Annotated in this window: 20 protein-coding genes and 1 tRNA gene; 10 read left to right on the top strand and 11 right to left on the bottom strand. The window is 64.1% G+C overall.

Annotation, left to right across the window (positions count from 1 at the left end; genetic code table 11):
- Window positions 1-459 (top strand): MspA family porin (locus H276_RS0114850; protein ID WP_019972097.1); only part of this gene is annotated, 459 nt, incomplete at its 5' end.
- Window positions 460-542: 83 nt separating this feature from the next.
- On the opposite strand, the gene mscL is transcribed toward H276_RS0114850, so the two are convergent.
- The 4 genes from mscL to H276_RS0114830 form a co-directional block, all read right to left on the bottom strand.
- A complete protein-coding gene (gene mscL, locus H276_RS0114845) occupies window positions 543-1,004 on the bottom strand; it encodes a large-conductance mechanosensitive channel protein MscL (RefSeq protein WP_019972096.1) in 462 nt (153 codons plus the stop codon).
- 102 nt (window positions 1,005-1,106) lie between these two features.
- Window positions 1,107-1,748: an SAF domain-containing protein gene (locus tag H276_RS0114840; protein ID WP_019972095.1), complete on the bottom strand. Its 642-nt coding sequence runs from the start codon at window positions 1,746-1,748 to the stop codon at window positions 1,107-1,109.
- Between the two features lie 70 nt (window positions 1,749-1,818).
- Window positions 1,819-2,145 carry an FmdB family zinc ribbon protein gene (locus H276_RS24150; protein ID WP_026357016.1) on the bottom strand — a complete coding sequence of 109 codons (327 nt, stop codon included), beginning with the start codon at window positions 2,143-2,145 and terminating at the stop codon, window positions 1,819-1,821.
- Window positions 2,146-2,293: 148 nt separating this feature from the next.
- Entirely contained in the window at window positions 2,294-2,893 is a 600-nt protein-coding gene (locus H276_RS0114830; protein ID WP_019972093.1) for a 5-formyltetrahydrofolate cyclo-ligase, read from the bottom strand.
- Window positions 2,894-2,920: 27 nt separating this feature from the next.
- On the opposite strand from H276_RS0114830, the gene H276_RS0114825 reads away from it, so the two are divergent.
- The 5 genes from H276_RS0114825 to H276_RS0114805 all read left to right on the top strand — a co-directional run bounded on the left by H276_RS0114825 (window position 2,921) and on the right by H276_RS0114805 (window position 7,251).
- Complete coding sequence (locus tag H276_RS0114825) at window positions 2,921-3,844, top strand: UTP--glucose-1-phosphate uridylyltransferase (protein ID WP_036461115.1); 924 nt, start codon at window positions 2,921-2,923, stop codon at window positions 3,842-3,844.
- A 42-nt stretch (window positions 3,845-3,886) separates the two neighbouring features.
- Window positions 3,887-5,146, top strand: a complete 1,260-nt coding sequence (glp, locus tag H276_RS0114820; RefSeq protein ID WP_026357014.1) for a gephyrin-like molybdotransferase Glp — start codon at window positions 3,887-3,889, stop codon at window positions 5,144-5,146.
- Complete coding sequence (locus H276_RS0114815; protein ID WP_026357013.1) at window positions 5,146-5,799, top strand: GNAT family N-acetyltransferase; 654 nt, start codon at window positions 5,146-5,148, stop codon at window positions 5,797-5,799. The genes glp and H276_RS0114815 overlap by 1 nt, the downstream gene beginning before the upstream one ends.
- A 233-nt stretch (window positions 5,800-6,032) precedes the next feature.
- Window positions 6,033-7,124 (top strand): gephyrin-like molybdotransferase receptor GlpR, encoded by a 1,092-nt coding sequence (glpR, locus tag H276_RS0114810; RefSeq protein ID WP_026357012.1) that lies wholly within the window; start codon window positions 6,033-6,035, stop codon window positions 7,122-7,124.
- A 54-nt stretch (window positions 7,125-7,178) separates the two neighbouring features.
- Window positions 7,179-7,251, top strand: a tRNA-Ala gene (locus H276_RS0114805).
- Between the two features lie 34 nt (window positions 7,252-7,285).
- On the opposite strand, the gene H276_RS24740 is transcribed toward H276_RS0114805, so the two are convergent.
- The 4 genes from H276_RS24740 to H276_RS0114780 all read right to left on the bottom strand — a co-directional run bounded on the left by H276_RS24740 (window position 7,286) and on the right by H276_RS0114780 (window position 9,931).
- On the bottom strand, window positions 7,286-7,492 hold the full coding sequence (locus H276_RS24740) for a tyrosine-type recombinase/integrase (protein ID WP_369758483.1): 207 nt from the start codon (window positions 7,490-7,492) through the stop codon (window positions 7,286-7,288).
- Window positions 7,493-7,675: 183 nt separating this feature from the next.
- Window positions 7,676-8,263 (bottom strand): hypothetical protein, encoded by a 588-nt coding sequence (locus H276_RS24140; protein ID WP_081625478.1) that lies wholly within the window; start codon window positions 8,261-8,263, stop codon window positions 7,676-7,678.
- A 4-nt stretch (window positions 8,264-8,267) separates the two neighbouring features.
- On the bottom strand, window positions 8,268-8,975 hold the full coding sequence (locus tag H276_RS0114785; protein ID WP_019972085.1) for a hypothetical protein: 708 nt from the start codon (window positions 8,973-8,975) through the stop codon (window positions 8,268-8,270).
- A 20-nt stretch (window positions 8,976-8,995) separates the two neighbouring features.
- Entirely contained in the window at window positions 8,996-9,931 is a 936-nt protein-coding gene (locus H276_RS0114780; protein WP_231376685.1) for a hypothetical protein, read from the bottom strand.
- 285 nt (window positions 9,932-10,216) lie between these two features.
- On the opposite strand from H276_RS0114780, the gene H276_RS0114775 reads away from it, so the two are divergent.
- Window positions 10,217-11,089: a phosphotransferase family protein gene (locus H276_RS0114775; RefSeq protein ID WP_231376684.1), complete on the top strand. Its 873-nt coding sequence runs from the start codon at window positions 10,217-10,219 to the stop codon at window positions 11,087-11,089.
- A 13-nt stretch (window positions 11,090-11,102) separates the two neighbouring features.
- On the opposite strand, the gene istB is transcribed toward H276_RS0114775, so the two are convergent.
- Both istB and istA read right to left on the bottom strand, forming a co-directional pair.
- On the bottom strand, window positions 11,103-11,960 hold the full coding sequence (gene istB, locus H276_RS0114770) for an IS21-like element helper ATPase IstB (protein WP_019972082.1): 858 nt from the start codon (window positions 11,958-11,960) through the stop codon (window positions 11,103-11,105).
- Entirely contained in the window at window positions 11,957-13,219 is a 1,263-nt protein-coding gene (gene istA / locus H276_RS0114765) for an IS21 family transposase (protein ID WP_019972081.1), read from the bottom strand. The genes istB and istA overlap by 4 nt, the downstream gene beginning before the upstream one ends.
- A gap of 405 nt (window positions 13,220-13,624) precedes the next feature.
- Between istA and H276_RS0114760 the strand changes: the two genes are divergently transcribed.
- The 3 genes from H276_RS0114760 (at window position 13,625) to H276_RS0114750 (ending at window position 16,377) form a co-directional block, all read left to right on the top strand.
- A complete protein-coding gene (locus tag H276_RS0114760) occupies window positions 13,625-13,960 on the top strand; it encodes a type VII secretion target (RefSeq protein WP_019972080.1) in 336 nt (111 codons plus the stop codon).
- A gap of 71 nt (window positions 13,961-14,031) precedes the next feature.
- Entirely contained in the window at window positions 14,032-15,813 is a 1,782-nt protein-coding gene (locus H276_RS0114755) for an alpha/beta hydrolase (RefSeq protein WP_019972079.1), read from the top strand.
- A gap of 126 nt (window positions 15,814-15,939) precedes the next feature.
- The gene (locus H276_RS0114750; RefSeq protein WP_036461137.1) at window positions 15,940-16,377 is read left to right on the top strand and encodes a hypothetical protein; all 438 of its coding nucleotides are present in this window, start codon (window positions 15,940-15,942) and stop codon (window positions 16,375-16,377) included.
- Window positions 16,378-16,435: 58 nt separating this feature from the next.
- Here H276_RS0114750 and H276_RS0114745 read toward each other — a convergent pair whose 3' ends face one another.
- Window positions 16,436-16,921, bottom strand: a complete 486-nt coding sequence (locus H276_RS0114745; RefSeq protein ID WP_019972077.1) for a MarR family winged helix-turn-helix transcriptional regulator — start codon at window positions 16,919-16,921, stop codon at window positions 16,436-16,438.
- Between the last annotated feature and the right edge of the window lie 110 nt (window positions 16,922-17,031).

The following is a 17,031-nucleotide window of genomic DNA, read 5'->3' as shown; positions in this document are numbered from 1 at the left end:
CGTGAGTGGTTCCATTCCGGTCGGGCCAAGTACCACGTTGAGGGCCCCGGTGCCGATGACTTCGCGGGCACGCTGGAACTGGGCTATCAGATCGGCTTCCCGTGGTCACTGGGTGTGGGCATCAACTTCAGCTACACCACCCCGAACATCCTGCTCGACGATGCGTCGATCGCGCCGGCACCGCTGGGCAGTGGGTTTGCCCCGCTGGGCTCGGTCATCACCCCCAACCTGTTCCCCGGTGTGTCGATCTCGGCCGACCTGGGTAACGGCCCCGGTATCCAGGAGGTCGCGACCTTCTCGGTGGACGTCAAGGGCCCGGCCGGCGGGGTGGCGGTCTCCAACGCCCACGGCACCGTGACCGGCGCGGCCGGTGGTGTGCTGCTGCGTCCGTTCGCCCGCCTGATCGCCTCCACCGGTGACAGCGTCACCACTTACGGCGACCCCTGGAACATGAACTGACATCCCCCAGGTAAACGCAACAGCCCCCGGATTCCTCCGGGGGCTGTTCGCATCTCAGGGCTGTTGGCGTTTCAGCGTGACGGCTATGTCCGGTCGGCGCTGGTCGTCTCGGCAGTGTCCGGACTGGGGCCGGTGCCCGGGCCGGTGACGTGCTTGCCGGTGGATCCGCCTTCGGCCAGCAGATCACGAATCTCGGTGAGTAGGCTCAGCTCGGTGTCCTGTGCCTGCTCAACCTCGCCACGCTCGCGCAGCTTCTTATAAGGCAGCACGATGACGAAGTAGAGCACCATGGCCACCAGAAGAAAGTTGATCACGGCCGACAGCACGGCGTTGAAGTCGATGAAGGTCTCGGGATTTCCGCCCAGCGAGATCTTCAGAATTCCGTATTCCTTGTCGGGGCCGGCGCCGATCCGGTCGATCAGTGGCTGGACCACCTTTTCGGTGAACGCCGTGACCAAGCCCGTGAATGCCGCGCCGATGACCACGGCGACGGCCAGGTCGATGACGTTTCCCCTCGACAGAAACTCCTTGAAGCCCTTAAACATGCCGGGACCCTTCCTGCAGTGACGACAATTATGGGTGAACAAGCGAACACTAACCGAGTTGCGCGGATGTCAGCAGAGTTCGATCATCGCTGCAGTGCACCGCTAATGCATCACAACGGTCACAGCCGCGACCAGGCTTGCAGTGGCCACCTCGTTTGCCGACCGCGCAGGCAGGGCCACCAGAGCCACCCGTTCGCCGCCGCCCTTGGGCTTCTCTGACACCAGAACCACCACCCCGTCGGTGGCCAGGACCCGGGGCCGGGATTCAGCGCTGTCGCCGGCCGTGAGTACGTCGACCACATCACCGGGCCGGATCAGGTCCAGCACGGCGGTGTCTCTCAGTTGTAACGGCACGATCCTGGCGTCCGGGCCGGCGATCGATTCACTCAGACGGGATCCGAGCAGGCGCACGTCGGTGAGCACCTCACCGCGGCGCGCGGGCCCGGCCACTGTGGCACCGATCATGGCGGTGACGTCAGTCTGGGCTCCATCGGGCACGGTGGCGGCACTGCGGCTCTCCAGCCGGACGTCTTCGGCGGTCAGCGTCACGCCCGGCGTCAGATCATGTGCGGCCACCACGATCTGGGTGAGATCGCCCCGTGGATCGGACCGTACGGCGGCGATGCCGGCGAGCATCACGAGGCCGGCAGCTGCGGCGCGTCGGGCAGCGACCGTGCGGGACCAGTCCGGGCGCAGCGCGACGCCCAGGCGGCGCAGTGCCGAAGGGTTGAGTGATTCGGCCATGGCGCCACCGTAGGCGCCGACATCGGGTGCCGGAACGATGTTTTCGCCGGCCTGTGGATAACTCTGTCGGTCAGCTCGATGCCGCGGCTGCGGGGGCGGAGCTGGAGCTGCTCGACGAGCTGTTCGATGATGAGGAAGAGGACGGCGAAGAAGAGGACTTCTCCGACGAGCTTGCGCTCTCGCCGCTCTTTGCCGAGCCGTTCGACGAGCTCTTGCCCGACTCTCGGTTGTCGGTGCGGTAGAAGCCGCTGCCCTTGAACACCACTCCCACTGAGCCGAACAGCTTGCGCAGCCGACCGGAGCACTTCGGGCAGGTGGTCAGCGCATCGTCGCTGAACGCTTGCACCGCGTCGAACCGATTGCCGCATTCGGTACACGCATAGGAATAGGTAGGCACGAAAACCTCCGACTAGGTCAATCTTGTTAGCACTCTACCGGCTCAAGTGCTAGAACCGCTACGTGGGGCGGGCCATTCCCGCGCGATGCCGCCCGCGCATCGGGTAAGCCCGGCGGTCCTGGCGAAGCTGCGGATCGCGGCGCCCACGTCATAGAGCAAGGGAGGCGATACCCCCGGCCGGCGTCATGACGTGGGTCATCCGGATGTCGTGGGGCTCGGCGGGCAGTTCGTCGAGCAGTTCGTCGTCGCGCACCACGGCGATCAGTTTCGCCCCGGCGACGGCGGCACTCAGGGTGCGGTCATAGAAGCCTGCGCCGCGACCCAGTCGTGCGCCGGATCGGTCCACCGCCAGCGCAGGCACCAGGATCGCGGCCGCCTCGCTCACCGTCTCGGCAGGCAGGTAGGGGGGCGGGGGTTCGCGCAGCCCGAAACCCGCCGGCTGCAGGCTGCCCGGCTGATATTCGGCCCACTGCAACGGCAGGGGAACTCCGTCGGCGTCGTTTCGGGCGATGGGGAGCAGCACCCGGGCGCCGAGCTCGAGCAGCCGGTCGAGGAGTGCGGGGGAGCCAGGTTCGGAACCGACCGGCACGTACGCGCACACGGTCTGACCCGGCCCGACGAGACCGGGGAGCCACTGGCAGAGCGCCTCGGCCTCCGCGTCGCGCGACTCCTGCGGGATTGCGCGCCGCGCGCGCAGCAGCGCGGCTCGTAACTCGGGCTTCGTCAGTGGGGTCACAACCCCCACCATGTCAGAACGCGCATTAGGGTATGAACGATGACCACGTCTGCGAAGCCGCCTGTGGTGCCTATTCCCTACACGGCAGTCGTCCCGGCTGCAGGCCTGGGCACACGGTTTCTCCCCGCCACCAAGACGGTGCCGAAAGAACTGCTGCCCGTGGTCGATACGCCCGGCATCGAACTGGTCGCCGCAGAGGCCGCAGAAGCCGGCGCCGAACGGCTGATCATCGTCACCTCCGAAGGCAAGGACGGTGTCGTCGCGCATTTCGTCGAGGACCTCGTGCTCGAGGGCACGCTGGCGGCGCGCGGCAAGGTGAAGATGCTCGAGAAGGTGCGCCGCGCGCCTGCTCTGATCAAGGTCGAATCGGTCGTGCAGGCCGAGCCGCTCGGGTTGGGCCACGCCGTGAGCTGTGTCGAGGTGAGCCTGCATCCCGACGAGGACGCCATCTCCGTGCTGCTGCCCGATGACCTGGTGCTGCCGACCGGTGTGCTGGAGACGATGTCGCGGGTACGGTCCAAGCGCGGTGGCTCGGTGCTGTGTGCAATCGAGGTGCCCGGCGACGAGATCAGTGCCTACGGCGTGTTCGACGTGGAGCCCGTTCCCGACTCCACCAACCCGAACGTCCTGCGGGTCAAGGGCATGGTCGAGAAGCCCAAGGCCGAGGACGCCCCGTCGCACTACGCCGCGGCCGGCCGGTACGTTCTGGACCGGGCGATCTTCGATGCACTGCGCCGCGTTCCGCGCGGGGTCGGCGGCGAGATTCAGCTCACCGACGCCATCTCGTTGCTGATCGACGAGGGCCATCCGGTACATGTGGTGGTGCACCGCGGCGCTCGACACGACCTGGGAAATCCCGGCGGCTACCTGATGGCTGCGGTTGACTTTGCGTTGGAACGTGACGACTACGGCCCCGAGTTGCGGCGGTGGTTGGTTGAACGATTGGGCCTGGCTGGGCAGTAGAGCCGCGCGTCGGGCCCGGTAAACGGGATAGGAAGGCGTGTTGTGCGTTCGGTGGAGGAGCAGCAGGCCAGGGTGGCGGCCGCCGCGGTGGCACCTCGGCCGGTACGGGTGGCCATAGCCGAAGCTCAAGGCCTGATGTGCGCCGAAGAGGTTGTGACCGAACGTCCGATGCCGGGGTTCGACCAGGCCGCAATCGACGGGTATGCCGTGCGCAGTGTCGACGTGCTCGGCGTGGGCGACGAGGGCGATCCGGACGAGCGCGGCGGTGGTGAGATCAGCCTGCCCGTGATGGGGTCGATCGAGGCGGGCGCGCGGACGCCGAGTCGGTTGCAGCCGCGGCAGGCGGCCAGGGTGCAGACCGGCGCGCCGATGCCGACGCTCGCCGATGCCGTCTTGCCGCTGCGGTGGACCGACGGCGGCCAGAACCGCGTGCGCGTGCTGCGTGGTGTGCGGTCCGGCGCATACGTGCGGCGCACGGGCGACGACGTGCAGCCCGGCGATGTCGCAGTGCGGGCCGGCACCATCATCGGACCTGCTCAGGTAGGCCTGCTCGCCGCGGTGGGGCGCGACCGCGTGTTGGTTCACCCGCGACCGCGGCTTTCGGTGATGTGCGTGGGTGGTGAGCTTGTCGACGTCTCCCGCACCCCGGGAACTGGGCAGGTCTATGACGTCAACTCCTATGCGCTGGCGGCAGCGGGGCGTGACGCCGGTGCCGAGGTCAACCGCGTCGGCATCATCAGCACCGATCCTGGCGAGTTGCGGGAAACTGTTGAGGGGCAGGTCAATCGGAACGAGATCGTGGTGATCGCCGGCGCGGTGGGCGGAGCCGCGGCCGAGAGCGTCCGTACTGTGCTCGCCGAACTGGGCGAGATGGAGGTGGCCCGCATCGCCATGCACCCGGGCTCGGTTCAGGGCTTCGGGCAGTTGGGACGCGACCGCGTGCCGGTCTTCCTGTTGCCCGCCAATCCGGTGAGCGCACTGGTGGTGTTCGAGGTTATGGTGCGTCCTCTGATCCGGTTGTCACTGGGTAAACGCCAGCCGATGCGGCGCGTCGTGCAAGCCCGGACGTTGTCACCGATCAGTTCGGTGGCCGGTCGCACCGGATATCTGCGCGGCCAGTTGATGCGCGACCAGGACAGCGGTGAGTATCTGGTACAGGCCCTCGGCGGGACTCCTGGCGCGTCCACCCACCTGCTGGCCACGTTGGCCGAGGCCAACTGTCTGGTCGTCGTACCCAGCGAAGCCGAAGAGATCCGCACCGGTGAGACTGTCGGCGTGGCGTTCCTGGCTCAGCGCGGCTGATGACTTTGTTCCGTTCGGGTGGGGTCCACCCCGGCTGGCCCGACCCTCTTGGGCCGCTGCGCGTGCCGGCGGGCGTGGTGAAGTTGCGTCCCGTGCGGTTGCGCGACGCGGCGGTGTGGAGCCGGATCAGGCTGGCCGACCGTGAGCACTTGGAGCCATGGGAGCCTGTCTCGGGTTCGGAGTGGGCTGCGCGGCACGCGGTTTCGTCTTGGCCGACAGTATGCTCGGGGCTGCGAGCGGAGGCCAGAAAGGGCCGCATGCTGCCTTACGTGATCGAGCTCGACGGGCAGTTTGCCGGCCAGCTCACCATCGGCAACGTCACGCATGGGGCGCTGCGATCGGCGTGGATCGGGTATTGGGTGGACAGCGCGAAAACCGGGGGCGGCGTCGGCACAGCGGCGCTTGCACTCGGTCTGGACCACTGCTTCGCCGGAGTGCGGTTACACCGGGTGGAGGCGACCGTACGGCCCGAGAACGCGATCAGTCGGGCGGTGCTGGCGCGGGTCGGTTTCCGCGAAGAGGGTCTGCTGAAGCGCTACCTGGAGGTTGACGGCGCCTGGCGGGACCATTTGCTCGTCGCGATCACGATCGATGAGATGACCGAATCGGCCGCGCAAGCGCTGGTGCGAGCCGGTCGGGCCAGCAGGGCCTGATTTGCGCCGGAAACAGCTATTTCGTTCATATTGCGCTCAGGGTCGTGGATTCACCGGATTCACAGCCGTGGACGCAATCTCAGCGACCGCCCAGGCACACTCTGTTACCAATGTGACATTTGGGGCTGTTGGTGCTTGTATCAGGTGAATTACAGGTGTGTAATTGACCTCGGCGCGCCGCCCATGGATGCGCTGGTCACAGACCTAGCCTGAAGGGGAAAGGAGCAGGCTACATGCCAAGCATCCCCCAGTCTCTGCTATGGATTTCCCTCGTAGTGCTCTGGCTCTTCGTGCTGGTTCCGATGTTGATCAGCAAGCGTGATGCGGTTCGTCGCACCAGCGACGTCGCCCTCGCCACGCGTGTGCTCAACGGCGGTCGCAATGCGCAGCGGCTACGACGCGGTCCGGCCGCAGGTCACCACAGCGATCCGCACTGGCAACGGTCCGGCGACCACCTCGACGAAGAACTCGACGACCGATTCGAAGAAGAATCCGAGCCGAAGCGATCGGTGGTGGTTGCCGCCGCGGTTGCCGAGACCGCCGAGCCCGACTACCTCGATGTCGATATCGTCGAAGAGGACTCCGGCGCGCTGCCCGTCAGCACCCTGCAGGTTGAGGAGCCCGCGACCGACCAGTTCGAGCGCATCGAAGTCGAGCCGGAGATCAACGAGGCCGCCGAGGTCGAAACCGACCAACTACCAACGGATATCGACGAGCCTGAGGTTGAGGCCGACGAGGCGGAATCCGTTGCCGAGGCTCAGGCCGACGGCCTCACTGACGAGTACGAAACCGACGAGTACGAATATGTGGCCGACTCGTCCGGGCTGGAATCCGAGCCCGAGGACGACGATGAGGACGACGCCGAAGCGGTGCCGGTGGCCGCATCGCCCAGCGACTCTCGGACGCGACGTTTCGAATCCAAGACCGCTGCCGCGGTGAGCGCCCGCAAGTACAAGTTCCGCAAGCGGGTGCTCGCGGGGTTTGCCGTGTCGATGGTGTTCTCGGCGGCCGCAGCGTTCCTGCTGACACCGTCGGCATGGTGGCTGCTGGGTGTCGTCGCCACCCTGACCGTGCTGTACCTGGCCTATCTGCGCCGGCAGACCCGCATCGAGGAACAGCTGCGCCGCCGACGGGCGCAGCGCATGATGCGGTCGCGGCTGGGCGTGGAGAACACCGATGACCACAATCTCGACGTGGTCCCATCCCGGTTACGCCAACCCGGCTCAGTGGTTCTCGACATCGACGACGAAGACCCGATTTTCGAGCATCTGGACTACGTGCCGTTCACCCGTGAATACGATCTGCCGCGCGCGGCCGGGCAGTAACCAGCCAGTTTCGGTTCCCAGCCCGCAGGCTGGTAGCCTTTCCTCTCGGTATCAGGGGCTATGGCGCAGTTGGTAGCGCGACTCGTTCGCATCGAGTAGGTCAGGGGTTCGATTCCCCTTAGCTCCACAGAGACTCACGCAGGTAGTCAGCACTCAACGAGTTAGCTGACTACTACTGTCCAGAGGTGCCAGTCCGCAGCAGTGCGGATTGCCGTATCCAGCCGGTCGGCAACGCCGTCGAGATCCTCGTCGAACAAGTCCGCGTAGATGTCCAGCGTCATGCTGGCCTTGGCGTGTCCGAGCATCCGTTGAACCGCTTTGACGTTCGCGTTGGCACTGACGGCCAAGCTCGCCGCAGTGTGCCTCAGATCGTGCGAATGGACCGCGTGCAGGTGCCCGACCTTCGGGTGCCACTGTTCGGGCTCGACATCGCGACTGTTGGCGTGGTCCTCGGCTACTGGATGTGAAGCCCGAACGTGCGTGTTTGCTAGTCGCTCCGACGTCCCGGAGACAACGGGCCAGTTCTCCGATGTCGCGTTGTATGTGTGAATTCAGCTGGGGTTGCACAGCTTCCAGCGGCCCTCTTCGCGCTTGAGCTTGAAGGTGACGGCCGGTGTGGGGGGCCGACTCACGTCGACGGTCGCGTTGTCGTCAGTCACGTTGATGGAGCCAACGATTACGGGGCGTCGTTCGGCGGGCTCAATAGGTCCGTCGTCGCCTGCGCCCTCGAATCCGTCTTGGAACTGAGCTGCCTCTTCCTGGCACATCAGTGAACTGAGCCGAGCGGAATCGGCGGTGTCCGAAGCCTCGGCGAAGTCGGTAATCGTTTCCCGGATTTGGGCGAGCTGCTGTTCATGCTGGTGGTGGTAGAACCCCCACACCCCCAGCGCAATCGCCGCGCACAGTATCGGGATAAGTGCTACTGCGGCCCATTTCAGCCTGGAGCGTTTCGGGGGCGGTGGTGGCTGCCATCCGTAAGGCGGCACGGGATTAGTGGGCTGCTGCGCCGGGGTCTGCCACCATCCCTGCGGGCCTGGCGCTCCGGCCGAGTAGGGAGGTGGCGGCGGGCCGTAGTGCGGTGGCCAACCGCCTTGGGGCTGTGTCGGACCGCTTGCTGGCCATGGTCCGGGAAACGTCATGGGTTCACCCTCCCAGCGGCATGTTCATGAAGATGTCGAGCCCTTCGCCGATTGGGACGATCTCGTATTCGGGTTCGAAGTAGGTGACCGCGGTCCCGACCGGCAGATCTGGTGAGGTGAACAGATGCGACGTCTCACTGCCGGTCACCAGCAGTAATCGCTGACTACCTGGGAATGGATAGTCCTCGTCCCACTCCTCGATCTGATTGCGGTCGGGCTCGCCCCAGTACGCAGCGAGGGTTTTCATGGCTGACGGGGATGTCACACCGCAAGACTCTCCGTCGTAGATGGTGTAACCGGCGTGGACTTGTCGAAGGAAGGTTTGAACAGCCGGGGGCACCGAGTCGAACAGCGGCGGCATCTCATCCCCGATGGTGCGAGGGTCTTCGCCAACCCATACGAGGAGATCACCGTCGAACCGTCGCACCACGTAGTCCAACGATGGGGCTTCCAGCCAGGTGTGTTTGGCGACTCGCACGTCGACTAGCGAGTTTCGCAAAACCGCTGCGTAGCGGGGAATGAGGTCCAAGAAGTCGGTGTTCCACAACGCTAATGCGGCCCGCGCACGATCCTGTGGATCAGCCGACTCCGCCACCGGCCACCACTCTTGTGGGATAAGCGCTCTGGTGTCGTCGCCGGGCTTGAGGATGCTGATGGGCTCGGATTCCCAATTCGCTGCGGCTCTCAGCGCCGTCTCGTCAATTCCTGACACCGTCTAATACCGTCCCTGTCTTATCGTTTCGGCAGTTGGCTATCGGCGAGCTGGGCGATCAAATCGGTCAGCTCGCGACGCTTCTGATCCTGTAGCGCAATCTGCTCGTTTTGCCACTGAGCATCTACGCCTTTCATGTCGGCGGCCGAGCGGGAATTCTTGATCCGCTCGTTAACCTCGGAAGGTAACCATTGCAGGTTCATGGGTGCGTTGATGACCTCCCACATGTTTTCCGGGGTGAGGTCCAGGAACCGTGGGAGAAACAGAATCTCCACCTTGGGCACGATGTGGTCGGGAGAGACCGCGGGCTCATCTCCTCGCTTGTTTGTGCGGTTTCCGACCGTGTATCCGGACGGGTGTTGGTCGCCAATCGCGGGCCGGGGTTGACCTTGCAACGGAACGTTCGGATACGGCCTCATTGGAGACTGCAGTCCTTTGATCACATCCCACAGGGGCCGCAGGGGATGGCCCTTCGGAATCGTCACCTTGCCATCGGCGAGTCGGGTCACGGGTCCCGCTGTCGGCCAGCGGGGCCGCGACGCCGCGGTCGCGTTCGCGATCTCGCTGAGAGTCTCGGGCGTTTGAGTACGCGGGGCGGGGCCTCCCACGCGAGCGACGCCGACCGCACGTTGGCAGGCGTGCAGGCTACCGAGGTTGGCAGCCTGTTCGGCATCGAGTCGGTCAGCCTCCGCGTTGTATGGGCGGACGATCTCCGGTGGACCAGATCCGCGCGAACGCGAGTTGTGTTCGTCGATGCGGGCGTGAACGTCGTCCAGCGCCGCCTGTTGAGTAGCGCAGTCGCTGGTGTCGGCAACGGCGACCGCGGGATGAGAGAGGCCCGAAGTCACCACCAGGATGAACAGCATCACCGACGCGAGCCAATATCGGCTCCGCCGTACCGCTATTGCCATGCTCCCCCCAAAGAATGAACGGCCCGTACCGCCCTGCGCACTCATCGTAAGGTCGGGGAAACGGCCTCAAAGACACCAAAATCCGTGGCGAAGTTGCGCCGATACGCTTCTAGATACACCCAGGTCGCCTACTCCAACGTGGCCCCATTTGCACCGTTATTGACCCCCAGAAGACGCGGATTATGCCGCGATGGGCGGGCCTTGTCAACGGTCTCCGAAAATTGACCCACTGTGGGTCTCCGGAATTGACCCAGTTGTGCTCGTCATTGGCGGCCCACGGTCGGCCATCGAGGCGAGCACTTGAGCGGGCGACGGCGCTAGCGTGGCCGGGTGAAGACATGGCATCGAGGGCGGTTTAGCGACCGGCAATCCGAGTTGGTTGCTGATTGGTTTGGTGATGTGCGCCTGTTAGCGGATATGAGTTGGGATCTCGTGGATACGGTCGTGCTCGATGTTGACTCCGGCCGCGGACGGATTGTTGTTAAAGCTGCTGGCGCTGGCAACCGTCACATCGGGCGAGAGATCACCGCCTACGAGGGTTTCACCACGGTGCTGGAGCGCACAGGCCGGGCATCGCTACTTCTCCATCATGACCGCGACGCAAATATCTTCGCGATTCGGTATTTGGAGGGCTCGTTGGTGGAGGGGTCTGACGCCGAGTTCGTTGCGGACACCTACCATCAGGCTGGAATCCTGTTGCGGGCGTTTCACGATCAAGCGCAACGCATTGATCCTGATTGGGATTCGGCTGCAGTCGCGAAATCACTTGCCTGGCTAGATAAGCCGCACCGCATCCAACCCGACCATGCTGCGAAACTGCGGACCATCCTGCTCGATCATCGACCCAGACCGGTTCCTGTCGTACCCACTCACGGTGACTGGCAGCCCAGGAATTGGCTCATCGGTGACGGCATCGTCAAAGTCATCGATTTCGGAAGATTTGCATGGCGGCCTGCAGTCACGGACTTCAATCGACTCGCAGTCCAGCAGTGGAGGACCGATCCTAGCCTTGAGCAGGCCTTCTTCCTCGGATATGGTAGCGACCCTCGAACGCCGGAATTGTCGACGATGACTGCCATCCACGAGGCCATCGGCACGGCGGCGTGGGCTTACCAAGTTGGCGACGTGAGCTTCGAGAACCAGGGCCACCGCATGGTCGCGGAGGCGTTGGACATCTTCGACGACCAGGGTCCGACGAAATGATCTGACAGCTGGCTCAACTGCTGTTGGACCGGCTCTTGCCGAGCAGTTCGCGTCGGGTGCGCGTCCGGTACGAATCGCCGGTCAAGGTGAGTACTTCGGCATGATGCACGAGTCGGTCGATCATGGCTGCGGCCACCACGTCGTCGGAAAACGTCTCTCCCCAGCGCCCGAACGGCAAATTCGATGTGACCATGATTGAGCCAATCTCATAGCGGGAGGCGATCAATTGGAAGAACAGGTTGGCCGCATCCTGGTCGAAGGGGATGTAGCCCACTTCGTCGATGATGATCAGCTTGTATCTGCGGATCTTCTTCAGCTCGGACTCCAGCCGGTTGGCGTGGTGTGCGGTGGAGAGTCGAGCGATCCAGTTGCTGGCGGTATCGAACAACACCGAGTAACCGGCGTGGGCGGCCTTGACACCCAGGCCGATCGCGATGTGCGTCTTGCCGATCCCAGGCGGCCCGAGCAGGATCACGTTCTCTGCTTTAGGTACGAACATGCCGGTGGCTAAGTGGGCCAGTACATCTCGCCGCAACGACGGCAAGTGGTCGAGGTTGAAATCCTCCAGGGTTTTGACCTGGGGGAAGTGTGCGGTGCGGATCCGCATGATGGTGCCCGCCGATTCGCGGTCGGCGACCTGCCGTTGCAGAATCGCAGCCAAATACTCTTCGTGGGACCAGTTGTCGTCGCGTGCCTGCTCGGCCAGGGGCTCCCAAACTCGTCCTATCGTCGGGGTCTTGAGCACCCGCGTGAGGTAGGCGAGTTGGGCGGGTAGCCCGTCGGCGGGCACCGATGCCAAAGGTGGCGAATCGGCCGGTAGCGGCGGGCTCACCTCACCAGGCTGCTTGGTGGTTTTCGCTACTGGGGTCATGAACTGTTCCTCACTGTTGTTGGGGTGGAATCGAAATCGACACCGAACAGGACGTCGTAATCGGGCAGAGCACGCAATGCCACCGGGTGACCGTCGTGGTGACGGCGCGTCGCGGCTGCTCGACGGCTGCGCTGATCGGCCAGAGCGTTGCGCAATCCGGCAGCGATCTCGACGTGGGCCGCGTCGGTGACGGTGGCACGCGCCGCCCAGCACCGCGGGTGCCGCGCCACCACCTGACCGTCGCAACGCACCACCACGTCGTCCAGCGAGGCACTGACATCGACGAAGCGACCGATTACCCGTGGATCGACCGAATAGTCCACGGCGTCGACGCGCACGTAATAGTCGCGAGACAACCGGATGCGATGGGTCAGCCCGATCGGCGGCACCACTGGCGGCAGTTCCAGCATGGCTTGGCAGTCGGTTTCGAACAGATCGGCCGGCCGCGCCCCGATCGCCCGAACCGTGCGGGTATTGGCTCGCACCAGCCATTCCCTGAGCTGGGTGTTGAAGTCTGCCGGGGAGACAAGCCGGCGACCAGGCAGGAACGAGGTTTCCAGATAGCCGTTGGCCCGCTCCACCATGCCCTTGTATTCCGGGTCGCGAGGTGGGGCCAACTGGATCCGGGTGGCCAGGGTTCCGGCGAACGCAGTGGCGAGCGTGGAGACCCGACCGGTGCCGCCGATCGCTGCTTCGCGGTCCCACACCAAGGTTTTGGGCACCCGTCCCCACCGGCAAATCACCTGCCACATGCCCGAGAGGATGTCGCCTCCCTGGCGCGAAGGCAGCATCACCGCGCCGATCGTGCGCGAGAACCCCGAGACCATCACCAGTACCGGCAAGACGCGTTCGTGCCCGTCACCGACGGTGATCTTCGTTGCGGGAAACCATAAGTCGCACTGCGCAATTTCCCCAGGCCGATACACAAACCGGTCGACCGGATCGATACCCACATACTCCGGCCGGATCTTCTGAAGCCTCTTCTTCAACGGTGAACTCGAATATGGCCAGCCGATCCGCTCAGCGATCACTGGAGCGGGCATCTTCGGCCACTCAGTCAGCAACGCCCGAATCTGGGGCTCGTACTCGTCGGCGACCGAACCACGCGGTTTGCGCTCGTACTGCGGGGGCCGTCCCGACGCCAACGCGGCCCGCACCGTGTTCCGGGCGATACCCAACCGACGGGCCACCTCCCGAATCGGCACCCCCTCAGCCAGGTGCAACCGCCGAATCTCCGCCCAATCCTCCACCGAATGCATCCCCCCAAAAGACCACCAGGTGGGTCAACATTGCGGGACCCTCAGAGGTCTAGTTTTCAGGAACCGGCGACAGGCCTCGCTTGAGAAACTGCTGTGGGTCGCTCAATTCTCACGATCTCACCGGGTTTGCTGGCCTTTGCGCCTGAATCCATCAGTCCGCAACCAGTCCGCAGCAGAGTTAATCGCGCCTTGGGGCAACCAACACAGCCAACTCGTTTACCTGCATGTTCGTAGTGCTATCAACACACCTTGAGTCAACAAACGCCGAGTGATTCCCGTTCGCATCGAGTAGGTCAGGGGTTCGATTCCCCTTAGCTCCACAGAGATTCACGCAGCTAGTCTGGCTCAAAGAGTTAGCTAACTGTCCAGAGATGCCAGTCGGCAGCAGCCCAGCAAGATGATGCGATGTCGTCGTTGCTGGCAGTCGTAGACTTTGCTTCCATGGGTGGGACGTTGCGTGTCAATCCGGATTCGCTTCGCAACGCGGCACGCGCGCAGACCGATGTGGGCCAGTTTGTCTCGGACATGGGCATAGGCGAATCGATGGCCAGCGCGGGCACGGGTGTTTCCGGCCTGCTCAGCGAAGGGGCGTGTCAGTTCGCTGGTTCGATCGTCGACGCTGAGCTGGACAACGTGCACGAAGAGCTGACGAGCCATTCAACGAAGTTGTCGACCGCCGCCGAACACTACAACCGGACGGATGGGGAACTCGGCCGCCTCCTACCCAAGTTCGCCCTGTGACCAGCCGGCCCGTCGCAATATCGCCCACATTCAGTGCTAGGCCCCCCGCCGTACCGGTAACGATCCCGCAGGTGGAAGCTTCACGTCCCGAGTCGCTGACCTCATCGGCCGTCGAAATCGCCAACAAGGCCTCTGGTTTGGCATCGCAGATCGACAACCAGCGCGCGACCATCGACGGGTTACGGTCGAACTGGCACGGCACTGCGTCTGAAGCGGCGACCGCGAAAGCAGAGCCCACCCTGGCGCGCATGCAACAGGTTCACGATGCGCTGACCCGGGCTCAACCTGTCCTGCAAGACGGCGGTGCCAAACTCAGCCAGACCCGAACCGGTCTGTTGCAGGTAGTTGATCAGTTGAAGGGCCAAGGCTGGCAGGTCGCCGCCGACGGCTCGGTCTCGGTTCGGCTGGGAAGTCCCTTGGATCAGTACGCGAAGCTCAGCCCGACCAACGCCATGCAGCTGCAGCAATTAGCCGCCACAAACTCCTTTACCCTCAAGACCTATCTGGCGGACTTCGACACCACCGACCGACAGCTCAGCCAGAATATGCGTGCCGCGGTCGCGGGGTTGGACGCCAAACCGCAGAAGTTCGGAATCGGAGATCTTCCGCGAGCGCCGCTGCCATATGACACCGGGGCAGAGATTCCCGTGGGGAAGAGTCCGGGGGACGTCAACAAGTGGTGGAAGTCGCTGCCTCCGGAAAAGCAGCGCGAGCTCCTGGATAAGTGGCCCGACAAGTTGGGCAACCTCAACGGCATTCCGGTCGCCGACCGCGATAAGGCCAACAAGAGCATCCTTCAACAGGATCTCGATCGCCCCGCTCAGGTCGCCGCGTCCCGCGGAGTGACGAAAGAGGAGGTGCTGGCTCACCCGGAGCTCTATGGCATGGCCGGGCAGATGATGGACCGCTACAAAAATGCACTCAAGGTTCAAGAGGCATTGCAGACAGACGCTGAAAGGACCGGTGCACCAACGTTTCTGCAGGTGTATGAACCCGAGGCGTTCAAAGGCGACGGTCGGGCGGCGATTGCGATCGGCAACCCGGATGACAGCGCGAACACAGCAGTCGTCGTGCCCGGCACGGGGAACAGTGTGACCAACGGCTGGCTCGGCGGTAACGATGCAATCGAGCTCTACAAGGAGGCCAATGCGGCTGATCGCACCAATCACACGGCAGTGATGGCGTGGATGGGCTACGACGCACCGGATTCGCCCGTCGATCCGCGAATTGGGGCGAGCGCCCTGGCGCACGACGGCGGTCAGATGTTGGCCGCAGATGTCAACGGCCTCAACGCTACCCACGAGGGCAAAGGGCACATGACCGTATTGGGGCACTCCTACGGCTCGACGACCGTGTCCGACGCCGCCGCAGGATATGGCATGCACGCCGACGACGTGGTGCTCGTCGGCTGTCCGGGCACGGATATGGCGCACAGTGCCGCCGACTTCCACCTCAACGAGGGTGGGCATCTCTACGTCGGGGCGGCTTCTACCGACCCGATCACGAAACTCGGCTCCATCCCGCAGATTCCCGTGCCGGGCACCGATTTCACCGTCTCGCTCGGCGATGACCCCGCGATGGACGGCTACGGGTCCACGCGGTTCAAGGCTGAAGTGCCGGGTCTGACGTTTCCGCTGGGCGACCACAGCCAGTACTACACGCCCGGTGGCGAATCGTTGTTCAGCATGGGCGACATCGTCTCCGGCCATGGGGACGCCCTCGTGCACGACGGTATGACGGCTCCGCACCGCATCCCCGTCGTGGGCTACATTCCTCTGCCGGTGCCCGGGCTGACCATGCCCAACGATCCCGAGCTCTTCCGTCCAGGTACGTCCGGACATACACACCAGTAGCGGGGATGATCTGAAGCTGAGATGCCAAACACACATATGCGCAATGCACAGACAACACCGAAAGCACTAGTTGCCGCGGCCATGGTAGCGGCCTTAGTTTCAGGATGTGGAGTAGTGGGCGGGATCATGAACGACGGCGTATCGAATCCGATCACCCCCGAGCAGTCCAAGGCTCAAGTCATCGACGCCGCAAGGGACATCGTCGGCACCGTCGACTTGCAAGTTGTTGACGCCGTGTTTTGGCACGGTTCCTGCAACGACCAGGGGGATGCACCGTTCCAGGGAAAGATGAGAATCGCGCACCCGCCGGCGGCGAGCCTCGAAGCCGCAGATGCCGAGGACGCTCAAATGATCCAACGCCTTAAAGCTGAAGGCTGGACAACCGATTCCGCGTTCAATACCCACAGCGCGGCGCTGAAGAAGAACGGCGTGACAGCCGTCTTCCGTCCGCAGAACTCGGCTGTCACGACTCGAGGCATCGATCTCTACGGTGAGTGCCGCGACGTCACCACGACGAAGCAGACCGCCGGCGGCAACGAACATGTCGACCTGTCACGGACCTGACGTCGGCAGTGTCGGCCTGACTCCCGCCACGCATATGTGATCTAGCGAAACCGTCGAGCTACCACGGCATCGGGTTGTAGAGATCACCGGCGTAGTCGTCGCCGAAGTGGTCGTGCAGTTTGCGCAGCACTGCCGCGCATGCGGCTCGTTCGTCGGCGTCGATGCTGTCGAGCACGCGGGTCAGCTCCCGGCGGCGCCTGGTGCTGACCCGTCTGACCAGCTTGCGGCCCTGGGCGGTGAGTTCGAGTGTGACGACGCTGCGGTTGGTTGGATCCGTGCCACGGACCAGGTGGCCGGAGGTGTGGAGCCGGTCGGCCAGGCGCGTGACCGACGAGCCGGCGACTCCGAGTGCCCGTGCGCAGTCCGACGATGTGGACCGGCCGAGCTCGGAGAGTGTCAGCAGCAGCCGGAACTGCGGTAGGGAAACCTCGAGTTGCTCGACGCTGCGCAGTGCCACGCCTACCAGGTCGCGCGTAGCGGCCTCGAATGCCACGAGCTCGTCGACCGGTGTCTTCGTTGACGCAACCTCATTCGCCGTGGCCATGACAGAAAGTATCCCACGCCCGCGGCAGTTGTAAGGCCGTCTGATTCCTGCATCCCACATGATTTGCATACGACAAGACTTGCATTATGCAAGAAAACGGCGGAGGCTGG

The organism is Mycobacterium sp. 141 (genome assembly GCF_000382405.1).
Classification (GTDB): Bacteria; Actinomycetota; Actinomycetes; order Mycobacteriales; family Mycobacteriaceae; genus Mycobacterium.
The sequence above is the reverse complement of the archived record's forward strand: the minus strand, read 5'-3'. Positions and strand labels throughout refer to the sequence as shown.